Raw genomic sequence first — 24,919 nt, 5'->3', positions numbered from 1 at the left:
AAACAATAACTTCATTTTTTTTTTGATGTGATGATTATTGAAAATAAATCGATTTCGTTTTTTTAACAAAAGTTTAAAGTTCGGTTAGTTCGTTGATTACCGAACTAACTTTATCTTTGAGTAAATTTTTTACTAATGGAAGATTTACAAAAAGAAAAAGAAGAATTAATCGAGATGTTTGGGATACATTTTGAGTCCATATACAATGTACCTCCCTTAGCTGCCCGAATTATGGGGTTATTAATTCTTGATGGATGTAAACAAGGATTGACATTTGAAGATATTGTAACTAAAATAGGAGCTAGCAAAAGTTCGGTATCAACCAATTTACATTTATTATTAAACTCAGAACGTATTTATTATCACACTTTTGCAGGTGACCGCAGGAAATACTTTAAGGCAGCACCTTTCAGTAACCGATTGGCTAATTATATTAAGGTCATTAATCATGAAAAAGAACTGATTGACAAGCTTACTATTTACCGATCACAAACCATGAGTTGCAAACAAGAAAGTCACAACTTAGAACATGCCAAAGCTTACAAATCTTACGTGCAAAATATTGAAGATATTCTTCTTAAATCAATTGAAGAATTTAAAGAAATAGAAAAAAAATCATAATCATAATTTATAATCCAAAATGAAGAATATTCAATTCTCGCTAATTGCCATAATGCTAGTATTTGCTTCATGTGCAAAGAAAAACGAACAAAAAGAGCCAGTTGTTATGCCTTATAAAGTTATTAAAGTTAGCAAATCTAACACCTCTTTATTGGCTGAATATCCAGCAACCCTTGAAGGTATTACCGATATTGACATTCGTGCCAAAGTAGATGGTTATATTGAAAAGATTTATGTTCAAGAAGGACAAGAAGTGAGAAAAGGACAACCTCTTTTTAAATTAGAAACTCAAACTGCCGATCAGGAAGCTAGTGCTGCTAAAGCTAAAGTAGATGCTGCTCAAGTAGAAGTTAATCGTTTGAAACCATTAGTTGAAAGAAAAATCATTAGCGATGTACAATTAGAAACTGCCAAAGCCAATTTAGCTAGTGCAAAAAGTACCTACCAAAGTATCATTGCAAGAATTAATTATGCAAACATCAAAAGTCCTGTAAATGGAATTGTAGGAACCTTGCCTTTACGCTTAGGAAGTTATGTAAGCAGCCAAACTACAGAACCGTTGACGAGAATTTCTGATGTAAGCACTATTTACGCATACTTTTCCATGAACGAAAAACAACAATTGGATATTACCATGCATGCAGCTGGAAAAACTTTTCAGGAAAAAATTGCCCAAATGCCAGCTGTAAATTTGATTTTAAGTAATGGAACTGAATACGATCAAAAAGGGAAAATTGAAACTTTTAGTGGTCAAGCCAACACGCAAACTGGATCATTTAATGTAAGAGCACGTTTTTCAAATGCTAATAAATTATTGCGTTCTGGTGGTAGCGGGACTGTTAAAATTCCAACCAATTTACAAGATGTAATTTTAATTCCACAAAATGCAACTTTAGAAATGCAAGACAAAAGAATTGTTCTTAGCTATGACAAAGACAATAAAGTTGTCGCTAAACCAGTAGAAGTTCGCGAAGTTCCAGGCGGAAAATTTTATGTAGTTGATAAAGGTTTAAATGTGGATGATGCCATTTTAATTGAAGGAATCGGAATTATTTCTGAAGGAACTAAAATCAAACCTGAAATTGTAGCTAATCCTGTATTAGCAAATTCTGACACAAAAGAAACTAAATAATAAAATAACACCCTATGTTTTCAAAATTCATTGACAGACCCGTATTGTCAACGGTGATTTCTATTATCATCGTTATTCTGGGTGTTTTGGGATTAATATCACTTCCCGTTTCACAATATCCAGAAATTGCCCCTCCAACTGTTACCGTTTCGGCTAACTATCAAGGAGCTAGTGCCGAAGTAGTAATGAACTCCGTTGTAATTCCGCTGGAAGAACAAATTAATGGTGTTGAAGACATGACTTACATGACTTCTACATCTAATAATGACGGTTCAGCTTCCATTAATATATATTTCAAATTAGGCACCAATCCAGATATGGCTGCGGTAAACGTTCAAAACCGTGTATCACGTGCTACTCCACTTTTACCACAAGAGGTTACAAAAGCTGGGGTAACTACAGCCAAAAGACAAAGTGACAATATTTTGATTTTCTCACTTTACAGTGAAAATCCTAATTATGACATGACCTTCCTTCAAAATTATGCTAACATCAATATCGTTCCTAAACTAAAAAGGGTTACTGGTGTAGGAGAAGCTATGATCTTTGGTCAAAAAGATTACTCTATGCGTATTTGGTTAAAACCAGACGTAATGGGGGCCTACGGTTTAGTTCCAGCTGATATCAATGCCTTATTAGCCGAACAAAACATTGAAGCGGCTCCTGGACAATTAGGAGAAAGTAGTGATCACTCTTTTCAATATATTTTAAAATATAAAGGTCGTTTACAAACCACTAGAGAATTTGAAGAAATTGTGGTGCGCTCAACACCAAATGGAGAAGTTCTTAAATTAGGCGATGTTGCACGAGTAGAATTGGGAGCTATCAATTACGCCAGTAACACATTGACCAATGGAAATCAATCGGTAGCAATTGCCATTGCCCAAACTGCTGGATCAAATGCTCAGGAAGTAATTGAACATTCGTTAAAAGTACTTGACGATGCCTCAGTAAATTTTCCAAAAGGGGTAAATTACACCACTTTAATTAATGCGAATGACTTTTTGGATGAATCCATTACAAAAGTAATTCACACTTTAATTGAAGCCTTTATTTTAGTTTTCGTGGTAGTTTTCGTTTTCTTACAAGACTGGAGATCAACACTTATCCCGGCTATTTCGGTTCCAGTGGCTATTGTTGGTACGTTCTTTTTCTTGAGTATGTTTGGTTTTACCATCAACTTATTGACACTTTTTGCTTTAGTATTAGCGGTGGGAATTGTGGTTGATGATGCCATTGTGGTCGTTGAGGCGGTTCATGCCAAAATGGAAGCCGGTGAACATAATCCTAAAAAAGCAGCCCATAGTGCTATGAATGATATCAGTAGCGCCATCATTTCGATTACTCTGGTAATGTCAGCGGTATTTATTCCAGTTTCTTTTATTAGTGGTTCATCAGGAGTTTTCTACAAACAATTTGGATTAACATTAGCGGTTTCTATTGTTTTATCAGCTATTAACGCCCTAACATTATCACCTGCTTTATGTGCCATTTTCTTGAAAGAACACGATAAAAATGCACCTAAAAAAGGATTTTTAGACCGTTTTTATACTGCTTTCAATACTGGATTTGATGCTACCACAGCCAAATATAAAAAGTCAGTAGAATTTTTTGTTAAGAGAAAATGGTTGGCTTTCTTGGGAATTGCCATTTTTACTGGAATTTTCGTTTTATTATTAAATATTACGCCAAAAGCTTTCGTTCCTAATGAAGATACGGGATCAATTATGTCTGATATTTCATTAGCACCTGGAACTTCTTTAAAAAGAACTGAAGAGGTTTTATTAGAGGTACAAAACAAATTGAATGACATTCCTGAAATTAAAGAAGTACTTCGTATTTCGGGTCGTAGTATGCTTAGCGGTACAGGTAACAACTACGGAATGGTAATTGTAAAACTAAAACCTTGGGCAGAACGTAAAGAAAAATCATCTGAAATTTCGGCTGTAGTTCAAGAACTTTTTAAACGAACAGCGACAATTAAAGATGCTAAAGTCTTGTTCTTTGCTCGTCCTACCCTAACTGGTTTCGGATTTTCGAATGGTTTTGAAATGCAATTACAAGACCAAAAAGGAGGTTCAATTCAGGAGTTCAGCAAAGTAAGTTCAGATTTCTTGGCTTCTGTAAATGCTCGCCCGGAAATTCAATATGCTTCTACAGCATTTTCGCCAAACTATCCTCAATATCGAATTGATTTGAATGTTCCTGCCATTAAAAAAGCTGGACTTACAGTAACCGATGTTTTAGGAACTTTGCAAGGATATTACGGAGGTGTGTATTCGTCAAACTTTAATAAATTCGGAAAACAATTCCGTGTTATTTATCAAGCAGAACCAATATTCCGAACCGATCCTGAGTCATTAAATACCGTTTTAGTTCGAAACAGTTCAGGTCAAATGGCTCCAATTTCGCAATTTGTGAAATTAGAAAAAGTATTTGGTCCACAAGCTATTGAGCGATTCAACTTATTTACTTCGGTAAAAATTACTGGAGCACCAAATCCTGGATTTAGTTCTGGAGATGCTATTAAAGCGGTTCAAGAAGTAGCAGCCGAAAAGTTACCTTTGGGTTACGGATACGAATTTTCAGGACTAACTCGTGAAGAAATCAGTGCCGGCGGACAAACCCTCTTTATTTTCATATTATGTATCGTGTTTGTTTATTTCTTACTATCAGCTCAATATGAAAGTTATGTATTGCCAATTGCCGTTTTATTATCCTTACCAATTGGTTTAGCTGGAGCTTACATTTTTGCATTCTTCTTTGGGGTAACCAATAATATTTACCTTCAAATTACGCTCATTATGCTTATTGGTCTGTTAGCGAAAAATGCCATTTTGATTGTAGAATTCTCAGCCGATGCCAGACGAAAAGGATTGAGTGTAACCCAAGCCGCTATTCAAGGAGCAGTAGCACGTTTGCGTCCAATTTTGATGACCTCGTTTGCCTTCATCTTAGGATTATTACCATTAATGTTGGCACAAGGTGCTGGAGCTGTGGGTAACAAAGCCATCGGAACAGGAGCTATTGGCGGAATGTTAATCGGAACTGTTTTAGGAGTATTTGTTATTCCGATTTTGTTTATCATTTTCCAAAATTTACAAGAAAAAATTTCTGGAAAACCACTCCCTGAACCTGTTGAGGAATCAGACATTCAAACTTTAGAATAAGATTATGAAAAATAAAATATACAACATTGCTTTATTGGCAATCTCGGCAATCTTGTTGCAATCTTGTTTAGTTACCAAAGATTATAAAAGGCCGGAAGTTAAAACCGATGAATTGTATCGTACCGAAACAAAAAGTACCGATAGTACTTCAATGGCGAATGTGTCTTGGGATAAAATATTTACAGATCCAATTTTGCAGGAATACATCAAAACTGGATTGCAAAACAATCTGGATATCAAAATTGCCATGCAAACCTTGGCAGCCTCTGAAGCCATGATGAAACAAGGAAAAGCAGGGTATTTACCTTCTTTTTCTATGGGTGCCGATTGGACTCATCAAGAATTATCCAAAAACAGTCAAATGGGTAGAGTGGTTCAAAACACAAAGGTTAACCAATATCAATTGACTGGTAATTTATCTTGGGAAGCTGATATTTGGGGTAAAATACGCAGTAACAAACGTGCTACCAATGCTGCTTATTTGCAAACTCAAGCAGCCAATCAAGCGGTAAAATCAGATTTAATTGCTCAAATTGCTTCTACTTATTTTGAATTACTTTCTGTTGATGCCCAAATAAAAGTTACCGAAGAAACTCTAATCAATCGTGTAGAGAGTGTTCAAACCATGATCGATTTGAAAAAAGCGGGATCGGTGAATGAAGTGGGTGTAAAACAAACCGAAGCGCAGAAATTCACAACTGAATTGATTTTGGCTGATTTGAAAAACAATGTGATTTTTCTTGAAAACAAACTAAATATGTTAATGGGTGAAAATCCAAAACACTTAGAAAGAGGTACCATCGAAAATCAAAAAATAGATACTCAAATCACTTTAGGTGTTCCTGCTGTTCTGCTTAGAAACAGACCTGATGTTATTGCGGCAGAATATAATTTGATTCAAAATTTTGAACAAACCAACATTGCAAAAACCAACTTTTATCCAACTGTTACATTATCAGCTACAGGAGGTTTTCAAAGTATTGACATCAAACAATGGTTGAGTGCGAATTCTATTTTTGCCAATATTGTTAGCGGATTAACCCAACCCATCTTTAATAAAAGACAAATCAGGACGAACTATGAAGTTGCCCAAGCCAACCAACAAGCCGCTTTATTACAATTTGAGCAATCTTTACTTACTGCTGGAAACGAAGTTTCAAATGCTTTAGCACAATATAAAAATGAAACTACTAAAATTGAAGTTCGCAACAAACAAGTTGAAACCTTGAATTTAGCCAGCGATTACTCAGATGAATTATTGACCTACGGTATGGTAAATTATCTGGAAGTCTTGGCTGCAAAAGCGGAAACTCTAAACGCTGAATTGAGTCTAATTGATAACAAATACCAACAATTCAATGCTTTGATACAATTGTATAAGGCACTTGGTGGCGGTTGGCAATAAAATTTTCTCTTAATTTTTATATTTTTTTATAAATCTGCTTGTTATTTTTTTAGCAAGCAGATTTTTTTTTAATTCAAAAATCACACTGCTGTTCGAAAAAATGATCTTAGATCACAATTAAAACTGTCCAATGCTTTTCGGGTAACTTAAAATTCATTTTACAACAACAAATCATATAATTATTTGATTAAATTTACTACAATAAAATTGCTAAATGAATAGAACAGAACAGTTAAAAAAACTCAACCAAGAGCCAATTTGGGACATCATCATTATTGGCGGAGGTGCTAATGGACTGGGTACAGCAGTAGATTCGGCCAGTAGAGGACTCAAAACACTTCTATTAGAAGCTATAGATTTTTCTAAAGGAACCTCTAGCCGAAGCACAAAACTGGTTCACGGCGGAGTTCGTTACCTAGAACAAGGCAATATTGCTTTAGTAATGGAAGCCCTTCAAGAAAGAGGATTAATAGCCAAAAACGCAAAACATTTAGTTAAGAACGAATCCTTTATCATCCCTAATTACAATTGGTGGGGAGGTTATTTTTATACTTTAGGTCTAAAACTTTATGATGTATTAGCTGGAAAGTTGAGTCTAGGAAGTTCCAAATATTTAACCAAAGAGCAAACCATAAACGCATTACCCTCGATACAACAAAAAGACTTACAAAGCGGAGTACTCTATCACGACGGCCAATTTGACGATTCTCGTTTGGCAATAAATCTGGCACAAACCGCTGTAGAACAAGGAGCTTGCGTACTCAACCATTTTAAAGTTACTCAATTACTAAAAAATAATAAAAAACAAATTATAGGTGTAAAAACAATAGATAAAGAAACCCAAATAGAATATAGCATAAAAAGCAAAACGGTTATAAATGCGACTGGCGTTTTTACCAATGCTATTATGAAAATGAATGATACCGTTTATAAAAAATACATTGTTCCGAGTCAAGGTATTCATTTAGTATTTGACAGATCATTTCTTTTGGGCGAAAATGCACTGATGATCCCAAAAACAAGTGACGGAAGAGTACTTTTTGCAGTTCCTTGGCATGATAAAATTGTAGTTGGCACAACCGACACACTAGTCAAGAAAACGGCAATCGAACCAATTGCATTAGAAAAAGAAATTCAATTTGTATTAGAAACAGCCCAACGATACTTATCCAAAAAACCAACAAGATCAGATGTCTTATCCGTTTTTGCAGGATTACGACCACTGGCAGTTCCTGGAAAAGAAGAACAAAACACTAAAGAAGTTTCCCGAAGCCATAAAATAATTATTTCAAAAACAGGTTTAATTAGTGTAACCGGGGGCAAATGGACAACCTATCGAAAAATCGCCGAAGATCTTGTAAACAAAACTATCGAAGTTCATAAATTACCCAAAAACAAATGTGTCACTAAGCATTTATCTATTCACGGAAACAATCAAAACAACACCACAAATTTTCAAAACCATTTGTTTGTCTATGGAACAGATGCCAATGATATACTTGAATTACAAAGAACCGAACCTGAACTCAAAGAAAAATTGCACCCAAATTACGAATATACTTTAGCCGAAGTGGTTTGGGCCATTCGATACGAGATGGCCAGAACTGTAGAAGATATTCTAGCAAGACGTGTTAGGTTATTATTTCTAGATGCACGAGCAGCGATAGAATGTTCTGAAAAAGTCGCTACGATAATGGCTAAAGAATTGAAACAGGAGCCCATTTGGATTCAAAATCAATTGAACGAATTTAAATCTGTTGCTAATGGTTTTTTATTGAAAGAATTTCGGGTTTTGTAAATTCTTCTTTTTGAAAACTACTGCCCTAGCCCTGATTATAGTGAAAAGCCCAGAGTTTCGATGGCTTACATTTTGTGTAGAGGCAAAGCGACCAAAGGAAGCTCTTGCAACTACATAAAAATGTTGCCAGCGGGACGAGGACTTGTAACGAAAAGCAGGAAGTAGCTCCTAAATACAAAACCTAAAAACAAGTACATAAAAAGTTGTTAATTCTTCATCTGACATCTTGTCATAATTACTGCATTTACCTTATCTTTGCGGAATTGAAAATACCCTTATGGAAAAGATAATTGAAGAAAGCAAACAAGGGAATAGCCTTGTATTAGAACATAAACCAGAAAACACTAAAAAACTTTTTATTGAAAGTTACGGTTGTGCCATGAACTTTTCAGACAGCGAAGTCGTTGCTTCTATCCTTGCTGATGGCGGTTACAACACTACTTCAGTTCTAGAAGAAGCCGATTTGGTTTTGGTCAATACATGTTCTATTAGAGATAAGGCAGAACAAACCATTCGCAAACGTTTAGAAAAATACAACGCTGTAAAACGTGAAGTAAACCCAAAAATGAAAGTAGGCGTTTTGGGTTGTATGGCTGAACGTTTGAAAAGTCAGTTTTTAGAACAAGAAAAAATTGTAGATCTTGTTGTAGGACCTGATGCCTATAAAGATTTACCAAATTTATTGAATGAAGTTGAAGATGGTCGTGATGCCATAAATGTTGTTTTGTCTAAAGAAGAAACTTATGGCGATATTTCTCCGGTGCGATTGATGAGCAACGGGATTACCGCTTTGGTTTCGATCACCAGAGGTTGTGACAACATGTGCACCTTTTGTGTGGTTCCTTTTACTCGAGGACGTGAGCGTAGCCGCGAACCTCAAAGTATTATGAACGAAATTCAAGACTTATGGAATCGAGGGTTTAAAGAAGTTACTCTTTTAGGCCAAAATGTAGATAGTTATTTGTGGTATGGCGGCGGATTGAAAAAAGATTTTGTAAACGCTACCGAAATGCAAAAAGCAACCGCAGTCGATTTTGATCAATTGCTTGAAATGGTTGCTGTTGGTTTTCCTAAAATGCGAATTCGTTTTTCGACATCTAATCCGCAGGATATGCACGAAAGCATTTTACATGTTATTGCCAAATACCCAAATATCTGCAAGCACATTCACTTACCTGTTCAATCGGGAAGTAATCGAATTTTAAAGGAAATGAACCGTTTGCATTCTCGCGAAGAATATATGACTTTGATAAATAAAATCCGCGCAATTGTTCCTGATGCTGCCATCACGCAAGATATGATTTCAGGATTTCCAACAGAAACCGAAGAGGATCACCAAGACACTTTGAGCTTGATGGAATATGTAAAATACAACTTTGGTTACATGTACAGTTATTCTGAACGCCCAGGAACTTTGGCTGGAAGAAAAATGAAAGATGATATCCCTGAAGAAACCAAAGCTAGAAGATTACAAGAAATTGTTGATTTGCAACAAAAACACGCTTGGTTTCGTAGCGAAGAATTTATAGGGAAAACAGTTGAAGTTTTAATTGAAAAAGTATCCAAAAAATCGAAGGAAGAATTCTCGGGCAGAAATTCACAAAGCATCACAGTGGTATTCCCAAAAGAACATTATAAAATTGGAGATTTTGTAAATGTAAAAATCATAAGTTGTACTAGCGGAACCCTAAAAGGGGAAGCAGTAGGATATTCAGAAATGAACTAATTTCTTTTGACCACAAATTTTCACAAATTTACTTTTATTAAAAAATTAACATGAGTGACTCTGAGTATTATTACAAAAAAGATGAAAACTACAAAGTTGTAGGCCTTTGTATGGAGGTTCATCGATTACTGGGACCTGGTTTACTTGAAATTGTTTATAAAGATGCTTTAGAGATAGAATTTAAAAATCATAATATTCCGTTCGAAAGAGAAAAAGAATTTAATGTAGAATACAAGGGAATTATTTTACCTCATAAATTTTATGCAGACTTTGTTGTTTATGATGATATTATTCTCGAAATAAAATCAGTAAAAGAAATTAGTAATGATCATCTTGCACAAACATTAAATTATATGAAATTAGCAGACACACCAGTCGGAATAATTGCAAATTTTCAAAACAAATCATTAATTCACAAAAGATTAATAAATACATAGAAAAAGAATTTGTGAAAATTTGTGTAATTTGTGGTAAATTAAAAAAACAAATTGCTTCTAGCCTTGATATAAAAAATGGAAACAGTTCAAAACATAAAACAACGATTTGAGATTATTGGGAATGACCCAAAACTGAATCGTGCAATAGAAAAAGCCATTCAGGTTGCACCGACCGACATTTCTGTTTTGGTTGCTGGTGAAAGTGGTGTAGGAAAAGAAAGCATTCCAAAGATAATCCATTCCCTATCGCATCGAAAACACGGAAAATACATAGCTGTAAACTGTGGTGCTATTCCTGAAGGAACAATAGATAGTGAACTTTTTGGACATGAAAAAGGAGCTTTTACAGGCGCCACCAGCACCCGAGAAGGTTATTTTGAAGTAGCCAATGGCGGAACAATTTTCCTTGACGAAGTAGGCGAATTACCCCTTACTACGCAAGTTCGTTTGTTACGTGTTTTAGAAAATGGAGAATTCTTAAAAGTTGGATCTTCTCAGGTACAAAAAACAAATGTTCGAATTGTAGCAGCAACCAATGTTAATTTATTCAAGGCTATCGAAAAAGGAAAATTTCGTGAAGACTTATACTATCGTTTAAGCACTGTAGATATTGTATTACCGCCATTAAGAGAGCGCCAAGATGATATCCATTTATTGTTCCGAAAATTTGCAGCCGATTTTGCCAACAAATACAAAATGCCTCCATTAAAACTAGACGAAAGTGCTATTTTGCTTTTGCAAAAGTTTCGCTGGAGTGGTAATATTAGACAATTGCGAAATGTTGCCGAACAAATATCAGTCCTAGAAACCAATAGAGATATAAATGCTACAACACTTCAATCGTATTTACCAAGTGAAGACAACAACGTTTTACCTTCAGTTATAAAAGATAAAAAAAGCGAAAGCGACTTTAATACCGAAAGAGAAATTTTGTACAAAGTTCTTTTTGATATGAAAAGTGATTTACACGATTTAAAAAAACTTACTTTAGAATTAATGCAAAATGGAAATTCTAATGTTCAGGAAAATAACAAATCACTTATCAAAAAAATTTACGGATCAAAAGAAGATGATAGCGAAATAGATTTTGAAGAAACTCCAAGCACTTCATATCATTCAAATATTGAACAAGATTATGAAGAGCAGGATTCCAACAATTATCTTCTGGCTGAAACCATAGAAGAAGAAGAAATTTTGAGATTGGAGCAGAAAGAAATTGAAATGATCAAAAAATCATTAGAGAAAAACAAAGGAAAACGAAAAGCTGCTGCTGACGAATTAGGAATTTCGGAACGCACTCTATATCGAAAAATAAAACAATTTGATTTATAAAACAAAACTCAAACACTAAAAAAACTACATTTGGAAACTATATTCTCTCCTTTAGAAAGTTTCTAAAAAAGAATTTCACAAAGTACAATGAAAAAAATACATTTATTATTACTACTTACCATTACAACAATTACCAACAGCTGTTCTGTTTACAACTTTACAGGAACAGGAAAAATTGATGCCAAAACCTATCAAGTAAACTTTTTTCCTAATAATGCAGAGGTAATCGAACCTGGTATTGATAGAACTTTTACGTTAACTTTACAGGACTTAATCCAAAACCAAACCAATTTACAATTAGTAAAAAATGGAGGAGATTTGACCTATGAAGGCGAAATTACAGATTACCGAATTAGTCCAATGACAGCAACTGCTGATCAAAAAGCTGCTCAAAGTAGGCTGAAAATTAGAATAAATGTTAGGTTTACCAATAAAAACAAAGAGTCAGATGATTTCGATAAATCTTTCGAATTTTATTATGATTTTCCAGCAAATACACAATTAGTTGGAGCGACAAAAGACGCCGCAATCAAAGAAATATTCGAAAGAATCACACAAGATATTTTCAACGAATCTCTAGCAAAATGGTAAATTAGTTTCCAATTATATAGTCAAATAAAAAAGTAAGAAATATTTAAAATGAACATCAGTAGCTATAATTATTTATTAAACCAACCAGAGGAAATCATCGAAAATCAAACGATGGCTTTAGAAAAAGTATTGGATGAATTTCCATTTTTCCAAAGCGCAAGAGCATTACGTCTGAAAGGTCTTTATAATCAAAATAGCTACAAATATAATTTTGCTTTAAAAATAGCCGCAGCTCACACAACAGATAGAAGTGTATTGTTTGATTTTATAACTTCAGATTCATTTACAGCAATTCAAAAGAAAACTTACGAAAAAAAAATAGAGGAATTACTCAATATTAATGTAGTAGATAGTTTAATTATAAAAAAAGAAGAAATAGACGAGCCCAAAATAAGTCCTTTGGAGCATTCGATACTTACTTCAATAAAAGAAGCTAACACTACAACTCTTTCAAGTAATTCTTTACTTGTTGATAAAATTGATATTGATAAAAATATAGAGCAATCGATTTTAGGGCCAATCAATACCGCCTTACCCCAGCAAACCAAAGAAACAACAGAGGAAGCTATAACCGAAATTGAAAAAAAATTAGAAATAGGAAAACCAATCGATTTTTCAAAATCCGAAACCCATTCCTTTCATCAATGGTTACAAATTTCGCGCATTCAACCAATCGTTCGCGAAAAAACACCTGAAATTAAAAGTATTCCCAAAGAACCCCAGCCAATCATTGATGAAGATAAAATAAAAAAAGCAGCATTGATTGACAAGTTCATAGAGACCAGTCCAAAAATACCACCGATAAAGCCTGGAGCCGTATTTACACCAAATATCGACTTAAACAAAGAAGACAATTCTTATTTGATGACAGAGACTTTAGCCAAAGTATATTTGGAACAAAAAAAATATCAAAAAGCTATTCAAGCTTATGAAATTTTAATTTTGAAATATCCAGAAAAAAGTAGTTTCTTTGCAGACCGTATAAAAGATATTAAGATAGTCCAACAAAATAATAATTAATAAATAATAGTATGTTTTCAATTTTTTTAGTTTTAATTACAATAGTATGTTTTCTATTGGTAGTAGTAATAATGGTTCAGAATCCTAAAGGCGGCGGACTATCTTCTACAATAAGTGGTTCTCAAATGTTAGGTGGTGTTCAGAAAACAACTGATTTCTTAGACAAAAGCACTTGGACATTAGCAACTTTATTAATTGCTTTAATTTTACTTTCAGGTTTAAGCTTCACTGGAACCTTAAGCGATTCTGATTCAAAAATTATAGATAACACTGAGGCAGCAGCTCCAAAAACAAATGCTCCTACTCAAGCTCCTGCAGAAAACACACCTGCACCAGCTACACCAGCTAAGTAATTTATTTACACCAATACATAGAATGCCAGCCTGCCAAAGCTGGCATTTTTCATAAGAAATAATGTCAGTTTAAGCGCAATGGCATAATTTCTGAAAGAACAAGAATCAGTAAATTAAATATAAATATAAAAAATCATGACTTTAAACATTAAACCTCTTTCAGATAGAGTTCTTATTGAACCAGTAGCGGCTGAAACGAAAACAGCGTCAGGAATTTTTATTCCAGATACAGCCAAAGAAAAACCACAAAAAGGAACAGTAGTTGCTGTTGGAAATGGGACAAAAGACCACACTATGACTGTAAAAATTGGAGACACAGTTCTTTACGGGAAATATGCTGGTACCGAATTAAAACTAGAAGGAAAAGATTATTTGATTATGCGTGAGGACGATATCCTTGCTATCATCTAAACAACAATAAGTCTGAAAGAATTAAGTATCAAGACAACTTGAAATCTTAAACTAATAAACTTTAAACAGAACAAAATAAAATGGCAAAAGATATAAAATTTGATATAGAAGCACGTGATGGATTAAAACGTGGAGTTGATGCATTGGCAAATGCTGTAAAAGTAACACTTGGCCCAAAAGGGCGTAACGTTATTATTGGTAAATCTTTCGGTGGGCCAACTGTAACTAAAGACGGTGTTTCGGTTGCAAAAGAAATCGAATTAAAAGATGCTCTTGAAAACATGGGAGCTCAAATGGTAAAAGAAGTTGCTTCTAAAACAAATGATTTAGCTGGAGACGGAACTACTACCGCTACTGTTTTAGCACAAGCTATCGTAAAAGAAGGGCTTAAAAACGTTGCTGCTGGAGCAAACCCAATGGACTTAAAAAGAGGTATAGACAAAGCAGTTGAAGTAATCGTTGCTGATCTAGCAAAACAAGCAAAAGTTGTTGGTAGCGACTCTGACAAAATCAAACAAATTGCATCGATCTCAGCCAATAACGACGAAGTAGTTGGTGAATTAATCGCTAATGCTTTTGCAAAAGTTGGAAAGGAAGGAGTAATCACTGTTGAAGAAGCCAAAGGAACAGACACTTACGTAGATGTTGTAGAGGGAATGCAATTTGACAGAGGATATCTTTCTCCATACTTTGTTACCAATCCAGAAAAAATGGAAGCAGAACTTGACAGCCCTTACATCCTTTTGTATGACAAAAAAGTTTCTTCTTTAAAAGAATTATTACCTGTTTTAGAGCCAGTTGCACAATCCGGAAAACCATTATTAATTATTGCTGAAGATGTTGATGGTGAAGCCTTATCAACTTTGGTAGTAAACAAATTACGTGGAGCCTTAAAAATTGCTGCTGTTAAAGCTCCTGGTTTTGGAGATCGAAGAAAAGCAATGCTAGAAGACATCGCAATCTTAACTGGCGGAACTGTAATCTCAGAAGAAAGAGGGCACACTTTAGAAAACACAACATTAGAAATGCTTGGTAGCGCAAAAAGAGTCGCTATCGACAAAGATAACACTACCATTGTAAACGGTGCTGGTGATGCAGACATGATTAAAAATCGTGTGAACCAAATCAAAGGTCAAATGGAGACTACTACATCTGATTATGACAAAGAAAAATTACAAGAACGTTTGGCTAAATTAGCTGGGGGTGTTGCTGTTCTTTATGTTGGAGCTGCATCTGAAGTTGAAATGAAAGAGAAAAAAGACCGTGTTGATGATGCCCTTCACGCAACTCGTGCTGCCGTTGAAGAAGGAATTGTTGCAGGTGGAGGTGTTGCTTTATTAAGAGCAAAAGAAGCTCTTTCTAGCCTAAAAGCAGAAAACGCTGATGAAGCAACAGGAATTAAAATTATCTCTCGTGCAGTTGAATCTCCATTAAGAACGATTGTTGAAAATGCTGGTCTTGAGGGTTCAGTAGTTGTAGCAAAAGTATCTGAAGGAAAAGGTGATTTTGGATACAATGCCAAAACTGACGAATATGTTGATATGCTAAAAGCAGGAATTATTGACCCTAAAAAAGTAACTCGTGTAGCTTTAGAAAACGCCGCTTCGGTATCAGGTATGATTCTGACAACAGAATGTGCCTTAATCGATATCAAAGAAGAAAATGCTGGCGGAGGAAACCACATGGGTGGAGGTATGCCAGGTATGATGTAATATTTGAATTGAAAACGATTTTTGCGATGTCGAAAATCGTTTTTTTCAATCATCTCTCATAAAAAAAACCGTCTAATTAGACGGTTTTTACTTTTATATAAAGTACTTATTTAGCAGCACCTTTCTGTTTGAATAACTTTAGGAAAACTGGGATTGTTGACACTAAAATAATAGCAATTACAATTTTCTCTATATGCTCTTTTAAATCTATCCCCCATTGATTTAGACAAAATCCGTATAAATAATGACCGGCAAATATCAATGTAAAAGACCACAAAATAGAACTCAATATGTTATAGAACATAAATCTTTTCTTATCCATACTCCCGATTCCAGCAACAATAGGAGCAAAAGTTCTTACTACAGGCAAAAACCTTGCATAGATAATAGCTTTCCCTCCGTGTTTTTCAAAAAAATCTTTAGATTGAATCAAATATTTTTTCTTGAACAAAAAAGTATCCTCTCTATTGTATAAATAATATCCGCTTTTGGCACCGAACCAATATCCAACCATATTCCCGATTATACCCGAAAAAGCTACTAATGAGGCAAGCAAAAGAAGATTTAACAAATCACTTTCGATATAAATCACACTCTGAACCAAATCTCTGCTGTAAATTCCAGCAAGGAAAAGTAAACTATCACCTGGAAGAAAAAAACCAGCAAAAAGGCCAGTTTCTGCAAAAACAATAAACAAAACGATATACAAACCCAACTGAACGCCTCCAATTGTAAATGTTATATAAAATTCAGGATTTACTAATTGGGTCCAATCAAAATTACTCATAAATTTCTGCTTTAAATTTGAGCCGTGAAAGTAATAATAATTTAGATGTCCCACAAACCCGTGCTTTATTTTAAAGTTTAATTAACGATTAAAAAAAAAGCACCAAAACAGAACTTCTATTTTGATGCTTCCTTTTTTGTTTTATACAAATCAATTGACTCGTACAAAAACTTTATTGCTAAACAAACTAAAGTCTATCGTATTGACAACAGGAGTGCAAATTATCATAATCTTCTTTTGTTGCTTTCACTGAATCTGTATCATGCCCTATTTTGGCGATTGCTTTTTTTACATCTGTCAAAGAACACTTCTCTTCATTAACAACTACAGTCAATTGATGGGTCCCAATATCCCATGTAGCCGATTTTACTCCAGGAACAGAATAAGCTGCTTTTTGAATTCTCTTCTGACATTGTTCACAATTTCCATTCACTTCGGTAGTATATTTGGCATTTTTATTTTTTTTTGTTTGACTTTGTGCAGAGAAACCAACCAATACCAACAACATAATTATAACTATATTTTTCATGATCTTTATATTTTTAAATTTAATTCTTAATTGTTTTATTTTATTTTAAATCGCAATCCTGCGTAATACATTTGCCCAAATACGGGTGCATATAACATTGTAGCATCAAAATAAGAGCCAAAAGGATTTTGCGGATCTATAATTGCAGGTTTTTGAGTATAATTCCCAATATTCTCTCCTCCTACATACACTTCAAAAGTACTCGAAAAAGTTCTAGTAATTTGGGCATTCATCAAAGAATAGGCTGGAGAATTACTTGGAAGTTGATATGCCACAGGATTAGAAGCCGTATTAGGTAATTGTTGTTCTCCAATCCAATTATATGTAAAATCAAATTTCCACTGCTGTCCTTTGTCTTGAATATGCGTTTCGTAGCCTAAATTTCCAAAGAAACGATGAGCAGCTTGCAATGGTCGTTGATAATTTCCAGACAGATAATCGGTTTTTATATCATAATATTTGTAAGCAGAACGAAATTCTAAATGTTTTGCTAATTCATAATTAAATTCTAATTGAAAACTATTCGCATACGAAGCTCCATCTAAATTATGAAAAACCACTGATTGCGGGCTTTCCATAACATCAACAACAATCTGATTTTGAAAATTTGTTCTGTAAAAATCAGCCGTTACATCCCCGCTTCTACCAAACAATTTAAACCCTTGCATAAAACTAAGACCATAATTCCATGCAATTTCAGGATCTAATCCATATAACTTACCTCCTGCATTTAGAATATCGAATGTTCTAGAGCTGGCAAACAAAGTTTGATTTTCGGCAAAAATATTAGCCGAACGTTTTCCTCTCCCCGCAGATAATCTCAAAACTCCTTTTTCCCAAGGATTGTATTTGGCGTGTAGTCTTGGAGTTGCAAAAATGCCTAAACGATTGCCATAATCAACTCTACCTCCTAGTATTAAGCTAAAATTATCTTGATTATCGTAAGTATATTCAAAAAAAGCACCAACCGTATTGTCTGTTCTACTATAATCTGTTGCATTTACAAACTCTCTGTAATCATCAAAGGTAAAATTCAAACCTGTAGCAAACTTATTTCTATCGTTATTTATAATAGAATTGAAGATTAAATTAGAATAAAAACTATTTTGCCTAATAGCATAATCCGTCAAACCATAATAAGAATCTTGATTATAACTAGAAAAAGCATTCTGAAAACCAATACTTTGATAAGGCATATCCTTAAAAACATATCCTATTTTTGAAGAAAGATCAATTTTTCGAGTATCAATTTCTGAACCCCAATGGTTAGTTGTTCCTTTGTCGGTATCTGGATTAAAATCCAATTGCCCCATTTGTTTATGATCATCCATAAACTGGAAATTAATAAAACTCACCCAACCCGTTTCTGCATTATAATATTGGTAACGATTTACTAAATTAAGTTGTTTTTGTAGAGGATTATCTAAGAAACCATCGTCATTCATATCCATTTTTGAATTTCGAATATTACCATGTAACAACAAACTAGTCGCCCATTTATCAGACAATTTTCTATTTAAATTAGCATTCAGCTCAAAACGAGAGTCCGTAGAACCATATGCATTCAGAAACAAAGGAATGTCTGTCAATGGTTTTACCAGTTCGGTGTTAATTTGACCCGAAATACTTTCGAAACCATTAACAACACTTCCCGCACCCTTAGTGATTTGAATACTTTCAATCCAAGGGCCTGGTGTAAATGACAATCCGAAAGTTTGAGATGCACCGCGTACCGAAGGAATATTTTCCTGAGTAATCATTAGGTACGGACTAGTTAATCCTAACATTTTTATTTGTTTTGTACCTGTCAACGCATCCGAAAAATTAACATCTATAGAAGGATTTGTCTCAAAACTTTCAGCTAGATTACAGCAAGCAGCTTTGAGTAATTCTTTGTGCGTTATGAGCGTAGTATTTCCCGTAAGGGTATAAGATTTTTGTAAGCTCTTGCGTTTGTTTTTTACTTTTATTTCTTGTAAGGTATCTTGAGAATATACCCCAAAAGTAGCCAACAAGAGCAATAATAACATTATTGATTTTGTTTTCATATTAATATAGTATAATGATTAAAAATGCTAAGTCAAAATGACCTTAACTCAAATTAAACATTATAGTATATCATAAAGGAGGTATTGATTATATAGCTTAAAGAGTGGTGGTGCATTGGCATCACAATGATAAGCTATAGAAATTTTATTTAAAAGAAGTACAACTGTTTCAAAAACAACTAACTGTATTTTTGGCACCAAAAAAACACTTGAAAATTCAAATGCGACAGATTTAAAAATTTTGTCTTCAGTTTTCTTCTGAACAACAATTTTTTTATCCTTGCAGCAACGCTCTTTCTCGGTTGAAATTTTTTGACAACAATCTCCTTCAGACTTCATATCCGAAGCTAAAGTTGTAGGTTTTAAAGTTACCGACGAAATAGAATCACCACAGTAATGCACATAAAATGAATACCCTACATTGGAAACCAAAAATAGGACTGTCAAAAAAATACTTATGTGCTTTTTAAATTTCATATCACAAAATTAACATATATTATTGAGTACACAAAACCAACATGTTGTTAAACTTTTATAAAAACAATTACATACTCAAGCCTTTATATTAAACGTTTTATAAATTTCAATTAATTTTAGAAACAACCTCACACCAATTCTCTATCATTTTGTAAGCTTTTGAAAATAAAAAGCTGGTATAAAAACAATGACAAACAATGGCTGAATCAAAAAGCGCCTCACGTAAAAATACAATAAATTTTCACTATTGTCATAAAAATAAAGAATACCAAAATAAGCGAGTATAAGAATAAAGAAAAGAAACAAATACAAAACACCTGCAAACAGAATCATGTCTTTATCTTTAAATAAAAAATACAAAATCCCTAACGAAATCAATGCATTCAAAGCAAACCGAAACACTAATCCCAAAAACAACAATCCTACATTAAAATCAGGCAAAGGTTTTTCTAAATAATCCCCTTTAAAATAATCTAAAAAAGGATCATAAAACAGTTGATTTTCAAAAAACCTAACAAGTGCCAACAAAAAAACCAAGACGATGCATCCCAAAAATCGAGACTTATTTTGAAGCATTTTATTTAGCATATTTAGAAAATTTATTAACCCAAATTATCCATAAAATAAAGACCAATCCATAAATAATTAGAGGAAAAAAAATATCATGCCACAGATCGTTTTGCTCAGGAAAATAATAAAGTAAAAACAATAGTAAAGCTATTCGGATCACATTTAGAATATAAATAACAAGACTCCCTCCTAAAATAAAAAGCAAAGTATTTTTTAAACTACCTGAAAAAGCAACTACAAATGAGATAAATAAAATAACAACACTTATTGCATTACACCCTTCAACAATTCTAAACATATAAAGATCTTGAAAATACATCTTAACGAAAGGTTCACCAAAAACAACTTCAGTATGAACATTTGAAGAAAAAAACGAAATTAATGTTTCGGTATTTTGGGCTACAACTCTAGTAACAGGATCGACCGTAACATCCTTATAATCTTTTAAAAAGAATTGATACAGAAAGGTCAATAAAATATAACACCCAAAAAAACTAGCCAGAAAAAACAGAAAAGGCTTATAATAAATAAAATACTTTTTCAAATTTATTTTTTTTGCCAAATTTATACAAATATGGGATTAGCTTTAAATACTTTTGCATAAAAATATACAGATCATGACTTTTCAAGAATTACAACAAGAAGTAACCCTAATAACCACAAAAACAACTACCTCAAGAGATGAAAAACTTTTAAATATTTGTCAACTTTTGAGTAATTCAGTTCCCTATTACAACTGGGTAGGTTTTTATTTTGCCAACCATGAGACCAAAACATTACACCTTGGCCCTTATGTTGGAGCAGAAACTGACCATACTGTTATTCCTTTCGGAAAAGGGATTTGCGGACAAGTGGCCGAAAGCAATACCAATTTTGTTGTTCCTGATGTAAGTGCACAAGACAATTACATCGCTTGTAGTTTTACGGTAAAATCAGAAATCGTAATCCCTCTTTTTGTAAACGGTCAAAATATTGGTCAAATTGATATTGACAGCCATGTGATCGATCCATTTACCGAAGCCGATGAGCGTTTTCTAGAATTTGTGAATCAAGAGGTTGCTAAATTATTTTAAACAAATAAAATAATTCATAATTCATAACTCAAAATTCAAAATAATATAGTATTTTTGCGCCCATCTTACAATAAAGTAAGAACGCATAATAATCATTTAAATAATATTAGCATGTACTTAACTAAAGAAGTTAAAGCAGAAATCTTCGCTAAACACGGAGGAAAAGCAGAAAACACAGGATCTGCAGAAGGACAAATCGCACTATTCACTCACAGAATTACTCACCTTACTGAGCACTTGAAAAAAAATCGTCACGATTTCAACACTGAGCGTTCATTGGTATTATTAGTAGGTAAAAGAAGAGCATTGTTAGATTACTTGAAGAAAAAAGAAATCAACAGATATCGTGAGATTATCAAAGTATTGGGTATTAGAAAATAATCAATATAAAGAAAAGAGGTGCGAAAGTGCCTCTTTTTTTATTTATCTTTTTAGATTTAAAAAAATATTTTAAATTTAAAAATTCTTGTCAAATTTGCGAAAATTGACATCTAATTAAAAAAAGTTTGGTTTTTCATTGGGTTTTAGACATTAACTACACAACAACTACAACAAACAACACGACTAAGACCGATTGTATAACCAATAAGGAAAAAAAATTATGATTCCACAATTATTTGTAGAAAAAATCGATTTAGGAGATGGAAGAAGTATCTCGATCGAAACAGGACGTTTAGCAAAACAAGCTGATGGTTCTGTAGTAGTAAGAATGGGTGACACCATGATCCTTGCAACCGCAGTTTCGGCTCGTAGCAGCAACCCAGGTGTAGATTTCCTACCATTAACCGTAGATTATCGTGAAAAATTTGCTGCAGCAGGGCGTTTCCCTGGAGGTTTCTTCAAAAGAGAGGCAAGACCAAGCGACAGCGAAATATTAACAATGAGATTAGTTGACCGTGTATTGCGTCCTCTTTTCCCAGACGATTATCACGCCGAAACACAAGTTATGATACAATTGATGTCTCATGACGAGGAAGTAATGCCAGACGCCTTAGCAGGTTTAGCCGCTTCGGCAGCCTTAGCAGTTTCAGATATCCCATTTTACAACTTAATTTCTGAAGTACGTGTTGCACGTATAGACGGGAAATTAGTAATCAACCCAAGCAGAGAAGAATTAGAAAAATCAGACATCGATATGATGATTGGTGCTTCTATGGATTCTGTTGCGATGGTTGAAGGAGAGATGAAAGAAATCTCTGAAGCCGAAATGATTGAAGCGATCAAATTTGCTCACGAAGCTATCAAAGTTCAAATTGAAGCACAACAACGCTTAAGAGCAAAATTGAGTTCTCAAGAATACAGAACTTATGAAGGCGAAGTTGAAGACGAGACTGTTTATGCCAAAGTAAAAGCAGCTGCTTATGACAAATGCTATGCAATTGCCCAAGAAGCTTCTGGAAAAAGTGAAAGAGGCGAAAAATTTGCAGCTGTAAAAGAAGAAGCAAAAGCTTTATTCACCGAAGAAGAATATGCAGAAAACGCAGATCTTACTGGTTTAGTTGGAAAATATTTCTATAAAACAAACAAAGAAGCCGTTCGTAACGTAATTCTCGAAAAAGGAATTCGTTTAGACGGTAGAAAAACTACGGAAATAAGACCAATTTGGTGCGAAACCGATTATTTACCAAGAGTTCACGGTTCATCTTTATTCACACGTGGAGAAACTCAAGCCTTGGCCACCGTAACACTAGGAACTTCTAGAGAAGCCAACCAAATCGATTCCCCATCTGAGCAAGGAGAAGAAAAATTCTACTTGCATTACAACTTCCCTCCTTTCTCAACAGGTGAAGCAAAACCACTAAGAGGAACTTCAAGAAGAGAAGTTGGTCACGGTAATTTAGCACAAAGAGCTTTAAAAAATATGATTCCTGCCGATTGCCCTTATACAATTCGTGTAGTTTCTGAAGTATTAGAATCTAACGGTTCGTCTTCTATGGCAACAGTTTGTGCTGGAACAATGGCTTTAATGGATGCAGGAGTTCAAATGGCAAAACCAGTTTCAGGAATTGCAATGGGATTGATTACTGATGGTGAAAAATTTGCAGTATTGTCAGATATTTTAGGTGACGAAGATCACTTAGGAGATATGGACTTTAAAGTAACTGGAACTGCTGACGGTATTACGGCTTGCCAAATGGACATCAAAATCGAAGGATTGCGTTATGATATTATGGAACAAGCTTTAGCACAAGCTCGTGATGGTCGTTTGCATATTTTAGGAAAACTAACCGAAACTATTGCAACGCCAAGAGCCGAAGTAAAAGCTCATGCTCCAAAAATCCTTACTAGAACTATTCCTGGAAACTTCATTGGAGCATTAATTGGCCCTGGAGGAAAAGTTATTCAAGATCTTCAAAAAGCTACTGGTACTACAATTGTTATCAACGAAGTAGATGAACAAGGAATTGTAGAAATCCTAGGAACTGATCCTGACGGAATAAAAGCAGTATTAGCCAAAATTGATGCTTTAACTTTCAAACCTCAAATAGGAGAAGCTTATGAGGTAAAAGTAATCAAAATGCTAGATTTTGGAGCTGTAGTTGAATATACTGCTGCACCAGGAAACGAAGTTTTATTACACGTATCTGAACTAGCTTGGGAACGTACCGAAAATGTTGCTGATGTGGTTAAAATGGGAGATGTTTTCCAAGTGAAATACCTAGGAATCGATCCTAAAACCAAAAAAGAAAAAGTGTCCAAAAAAGCACTTATCGCCAGACCTCCTCGTGAGGAGAAAAAAGAGTAATCAGATCTTAGTTTACTAAAGGTTTATTTATAGAAAAGAGGCTATCCGAATGGATAGCCTCTTTTTGTTACACCAACTTGAATCAAAAAAAGATACATTTTTAAGTAATAAATCAATATTGAAAACTTTTTTTATAAAATCATTTTTTTTCATCCTTTAAATTCATTATCACACAAAAAATAAAAAATAATAACATTTTTAATTTTTTTTGTGTTTTATAATGTTATTTTTATAAAAAAAATAATATCTAACCAATAACCAAATTCATTTTTTCTATATAAAATGCAATACAAAAAAACCAAAATAAATCTTGTACTATTTTTCACAATGATTACAAGCACTCTACAACTCTATTCACAAACAAATACAGACCCATTTTTATACTCAAAGTTTGACTCGATTGTTGGTAAAGAAAATATAGGTTTAAACAATGGACCATATGCTTACAATCCTTATAAGGTAGTCGGTGATTACACGATGTTTTTTAAAAACGATAAATTTAGCATAGGAACTGTTGTATATACAAATCAGCCATACCACAATATCAAATTAAAATATGATGTTTATAAAGATCAGCTAATTTTAAATCCTGCTGAAAAACAAGAATATATAGGCATCACATTGATTAAGGACAAAATAGACTCATTTAGTATATACGGTAAAAATTTCGTTAATCTAAGAAAAACTCAACCCGAGATAGTTGAATTCCAAGCAGGTTTCCATGAGTTAATAAATGTTGGCAGTAATTTTCAATTATACATAAGACATCACAAAGACATACAAAAACGCATTAATGATGAGGGTGTAAATTATAAATTCACTCCAAACAATAAATATTTTATAGATTACAACTTTACATTTTATGAAGTAAACTCCAAGAGTAGCATACTTAAAATATTTCCTGTGGATATGCAAATAAAAACTGCACATTAAGTTAAGCTACATTTTTGTAATTAATTTGATTGTTAAATTCTTCAATAG

General features: G+C 33.7%; 23 protein-coding genes. 17 read left to right on the top strand and 6 right to left on the bottom strand.

The window, feature by feature from the left end; translation table 11 throughout:
- Nucleotides 1-135: 135 nt before the first annotated feature.
- The 13 genes from ABEB18_RS06370 (at nucleotide 136) to groL (ending at nucleotide 15,708) form a co-directional block, all read left to right on the top strand.
- A complete protein-coding gene (locus tag ABEB18_RS06370) occupies nucleotides 136-621 on the top strand; it encodes a GbsR/MarR family transcriptional regulator (protein WP_348798352.1) in 486 nt (161 codons plus the stop codon).
- Between the two features lie 19 nt (nucleotides 622-640).
- Nucleotides 641-1,753 carry an efflux RND transporter periplasmic adaptor subunit gene (locus ABEB18_RS06365; protein ID WP_348798350.1) on the top strand — a complete coding sequence of 371 codons (1,113 nt, stop codon included), beginning with the start codon at nucleotides 641-643 and terminating at the stop codon, nucleotides 1,751-1,753.
- 14 nt (nucleotides 1,754-1,767) lie between these two features.
- Nucleotides 1,768-4,923: an efflux RND transporter permease subunit gene (locus tag ABEB18_RS06360; protein WP_348798349.1), complete on the top strand. Its 3,156-nt coding sequence runs from the start codon at nucleotides 1,768-1,770 to the stop codon at nucleotides 4,921-4,923.
- A gap of 4 nt (nucleotides 4,924-4,927) precedes the next feature.
- On the top strand, nucleotides 4,928-6,328 hold the full coding sequence (locus ABEB18_RS06355; RefSeq protein WP_348798348.1) for an efflux transporter outer membrane subunit: 1,401 nt from the start codon (nucleotides 4,928-4,930) through the stop codon (nucleotides 6,326-6,328).
- 214 nt (nucleotides 6,329-6,542) lie between these two features.
- Complete coding sequence (locus ABEB18_RS06350) at nucleotides 6,543-8,126, top strand: glycerol-3-phosphate dehydrogenase/oxidase (RefSeq protein ID WP_348798347.1); 1,584 nt, start codon at nucleotides 6,543-6,545, stop codon at nucleotides 8,124-8,126.
- A gap of 277 nt (nucleotides 8,127-8,403) precedes the next feature.
- Nucleotides 8,404-9,852: a tRNA (N6-isopentenyl adenosine(37)-C2)-methylthiotransferase MiaB gene (gene miaB, locus ABEB18_RS06345; protein WP_348798346.1), complete on the top strand. Its 1,449-nt coding sequence runs from the start codon at nucleotides 8,404-8,406 to the stop codon at nucleotides 9,850-9,852.
- A 50-nt stretch (nucleotides 9,853-9,902) separates the two neighbouring features.
- On the top strand, nucleotides 9,903-10,289 hold the full coding sequence (locus ABEB18_RS06340) for a GxxExxY protein (RefSeq protein ID WP_348798344.1): 387 nt from the start codon (nucleotides 9,903-9,905) through the stop codon (nucleotides 10,287-10,289).
- Nucleotides 10,290-10,364: 75 nt separating this feature from the next.
- A complete protein-coding gene (locus tag ABEB18_RS06335) occupies nucleotides 10,365-11,621 on the top strand; it encodes a sigma-54 interaction domain-containing protein (protein ID WP_348798343.1) in 1,257 nt (418 codons plus the stop codon).
- Nucleotides 11,622-11,708: 87 nt separating this feature from the next.
- Nucleotides 11,709-12,212 carry an LPS assembly lipoprotein LptE gene (gene lptE / locus ABEB18_RS06330; protein ID WP_348798342.1) on the top strand — a complete coding sequence of 168 codons (504 nt, stop codon included), beginning with the start codon at nucleotides 11,709-11,711 and terminating at the stop codon, nucleotides 12,210-12,212.
- Between the two features lie 48 nt (nucleotides 12,213-12,260).
- Nucleotides 12,261-13,232, top strand: coding sequence for a tetratricopeptide repeat protein (locus tag ABEB18_RS06325; RefSeq protein ID WP_348798341.1), 972 nt, complete (start codon nucleotides 12,261-12,263; stop codon nucleotides 13,230-13,232).
- An 11-nt stretch (nucleotides 13,233-13,243) separates the two neighbouring features.
- Entirely contained in the window at nucleotides 13,244-13,585 is a 342-nt protein-coding gene (gene secG / locus ABEB18_RS06320) for a preprotein translocase subunit SecG (RefSeq protein ID WP_348798340.1), read from the top strand.
- Between the two features lie 135 nt (nucleotides 13,586-13,720).
- Nucleotides 13,721-13,996, top strand: a complete 276-nt coding sequence (locus tag ABEB18_RS06315; RefSeq protein WP_100431955.1) for a co-chaperone GroES — start codon at nucleotides 13,721-13,723, stop codon at nucleotides 13,994-13,996.
- Between the two features lie 80 nt (nucleotides 13,997-14,076).
- A complete protein-coding gene (gene groL / locus ABEB18_RS06310) occupies nucleotides 14,077-15,708 on the top strand; it encodes a chaperonin GroEL (RefSeq protein WP_348798339.1) in 1,632 nt (543 codons plus the stop codon).
- Nucleotides 15,709-15,814: 106 nt separating this feature from the next.
- Here groL and ABEB18_RS06305 read toward each other — a convergent pair whose 3' ends face one another.
- The 6 genes from ABEB18_RS06305 to xrtF all read right to left on the bottom strand — a co-directional run bounded on the left by ABEB18_RS06305 (nucleotide 15,815) and on the right by xrtF (nucleotide 20,663).
- A complete protein-coding gene (locus tag ABEB18_RS06305) occupies nucleotides 15,815-16,495 on the bottom strand; it encodes a DedA family protein (protein ID WP_348798338.1) in 681 nt (226 codons plus the stop codon).
- Nucleotides 16,496-16,682: 187 nt separating this feature from the next.
- Nucleotides 16,683-17,024 carry a heavy-metal-associated domain-containing protein gene (locus ABEB18_RS06300; protein ID WP_348798337.1) on the bottom strand — a complete coding sequence of 114 codons (342 nt, stop codon included), beginning with the start codon at nucleotides 17,022-17,024 and terminating at the stop codon, nucleotides 16,683-16,685.
- Between the two features lie 35 nt (nucleotides 17,025-17,059).
- Nucleotides 17,060-19,072: a TonB-dependent receptor plug domain-containing protein gene (locus ABEB18_RS06295; protein WP_348798335.1), complete on the bottom strand. Its 2,013-nt coding sequence runs from the start codon at nucleotides 19,070-19,072 to the stop codon at nucleotides 17,060-17,062.
- Nucleotides 19,073-19,132: 60 nt separating this feature from the next.
- Nucleotides 19,133-19,549, bottom strand: a complete 417-nt coding sequence (locus tag ABEB18_RS06290; RefSeq protein ID WP_438861435.1) for an HYC_CC_PP family protein — start codon at nucleotides 19,547-19,549, stop codon at nucleotides 19,133-19,135.
- A gap of 144 nt (nucleotides 19,550-19,693) precedes the next feature.
- A complete protein-coding gene (locus ABEB18_RS06285; RefSeq protein WP_438861434.1) occupies nucleotides 19,694-20,137 on the bottom strand; it encodes an exosortase F system-associated membrane protein in 444 nt (147 codons plus the stop codon).
- Nucleotides 20,127-20,663 carry an exosortase family protein XrtF gene (gene xrtF / locus ABEB18_RS06280; RefSeq protein ID WP_348798332.1) on the bottom strand — a complete coding sequence of 179 codons (537 nt, stop codon included), beginning with the start codon at nucleotides 20,661-20,663 and terminating at the stop codon, nucleotides 20,127-20,129. Before xrtF ends, ABEB18_RS06285 begins: the two co-directional genes overlap by 11 nt.
- A 73-nt stretch (nucleotides 20,664-20,736) precedes the next feature.
- On the opposite strand from xrtF, the gene ABEB18_RS06275 reads away from it, so the two are divergent.
- The 4 genes from ABEB18_RS06275 (at nucleotide 20,737) to ABEB18_RS06260 (ending at nucleotide 24,871) form a co-directional block, all read left to right on the top strand.
- Nucleotides 20,737-21,192: an XrtF-associated fRMsr-like GAF protein gene (locus ABEB18_RS06275; protein WP_348798331.1), complete on the top strand. Its 456-nt coding sequence runs from the start codon at nucleotides 20,737-20,739 to the stop codon at nucleotides 21,190-21,192.
- A gap of 111 nt (nucleotides 21,193-21,303) precedes the next feature.
- Complete coding sequence (rpsO, locus tag ABEB18_RS06270; RefSeq protein ID WP_348798720.1) at nucleotides 21,304-21,573, top strand: 30S ribosomal protein S15; 270 nt, start codon at nucleotides 21,304-21,306, stop codon at nucleotides 21,571-21,573.
- 220 nt (nucleotides 21,574-21,793) lie between these two features.
- Complete coding sequence (locus ABEB18_RS06265) at nucleotides 21,794-23,938, top strand: polyribonucleotide nucleotidyltransferase (protein WP_348798330.1); 2,145 nt, start codon at nucleotides 21,794-21,796, stop codon at nucleotides 23,936-23,938.
- Nucleotides 23,939-24,220: 282 nt separating this feature from the next.
- Nucleotides 24,221-24,871, top strand: coding sequence for a hypothetical protein (locus ABEB18_RS06260; protein WP_348798329.1), 651 nt, complete (start codon nucleotides 24,221-24,223; stop codon nucleotides 24,869-24,871).
- Nucleotides 24,872-24,919 lie beyond the last annotated feature (48 nt).

The organism is Flavobacterium adhaerens (genome assembly GCF_040045115.1).
Taxonomy (GTDB): Bacteria; Bacteroidota; Bacteroidia; order Flavobacteriales; family Flavobacteriaceae; genus Flavobacterium; species Flavobacterium adhaerens.
Note: the sequence above shows the minus strand (reverse complement) of the source record. Positions and strands in the feature narration are given on the sequence as shown.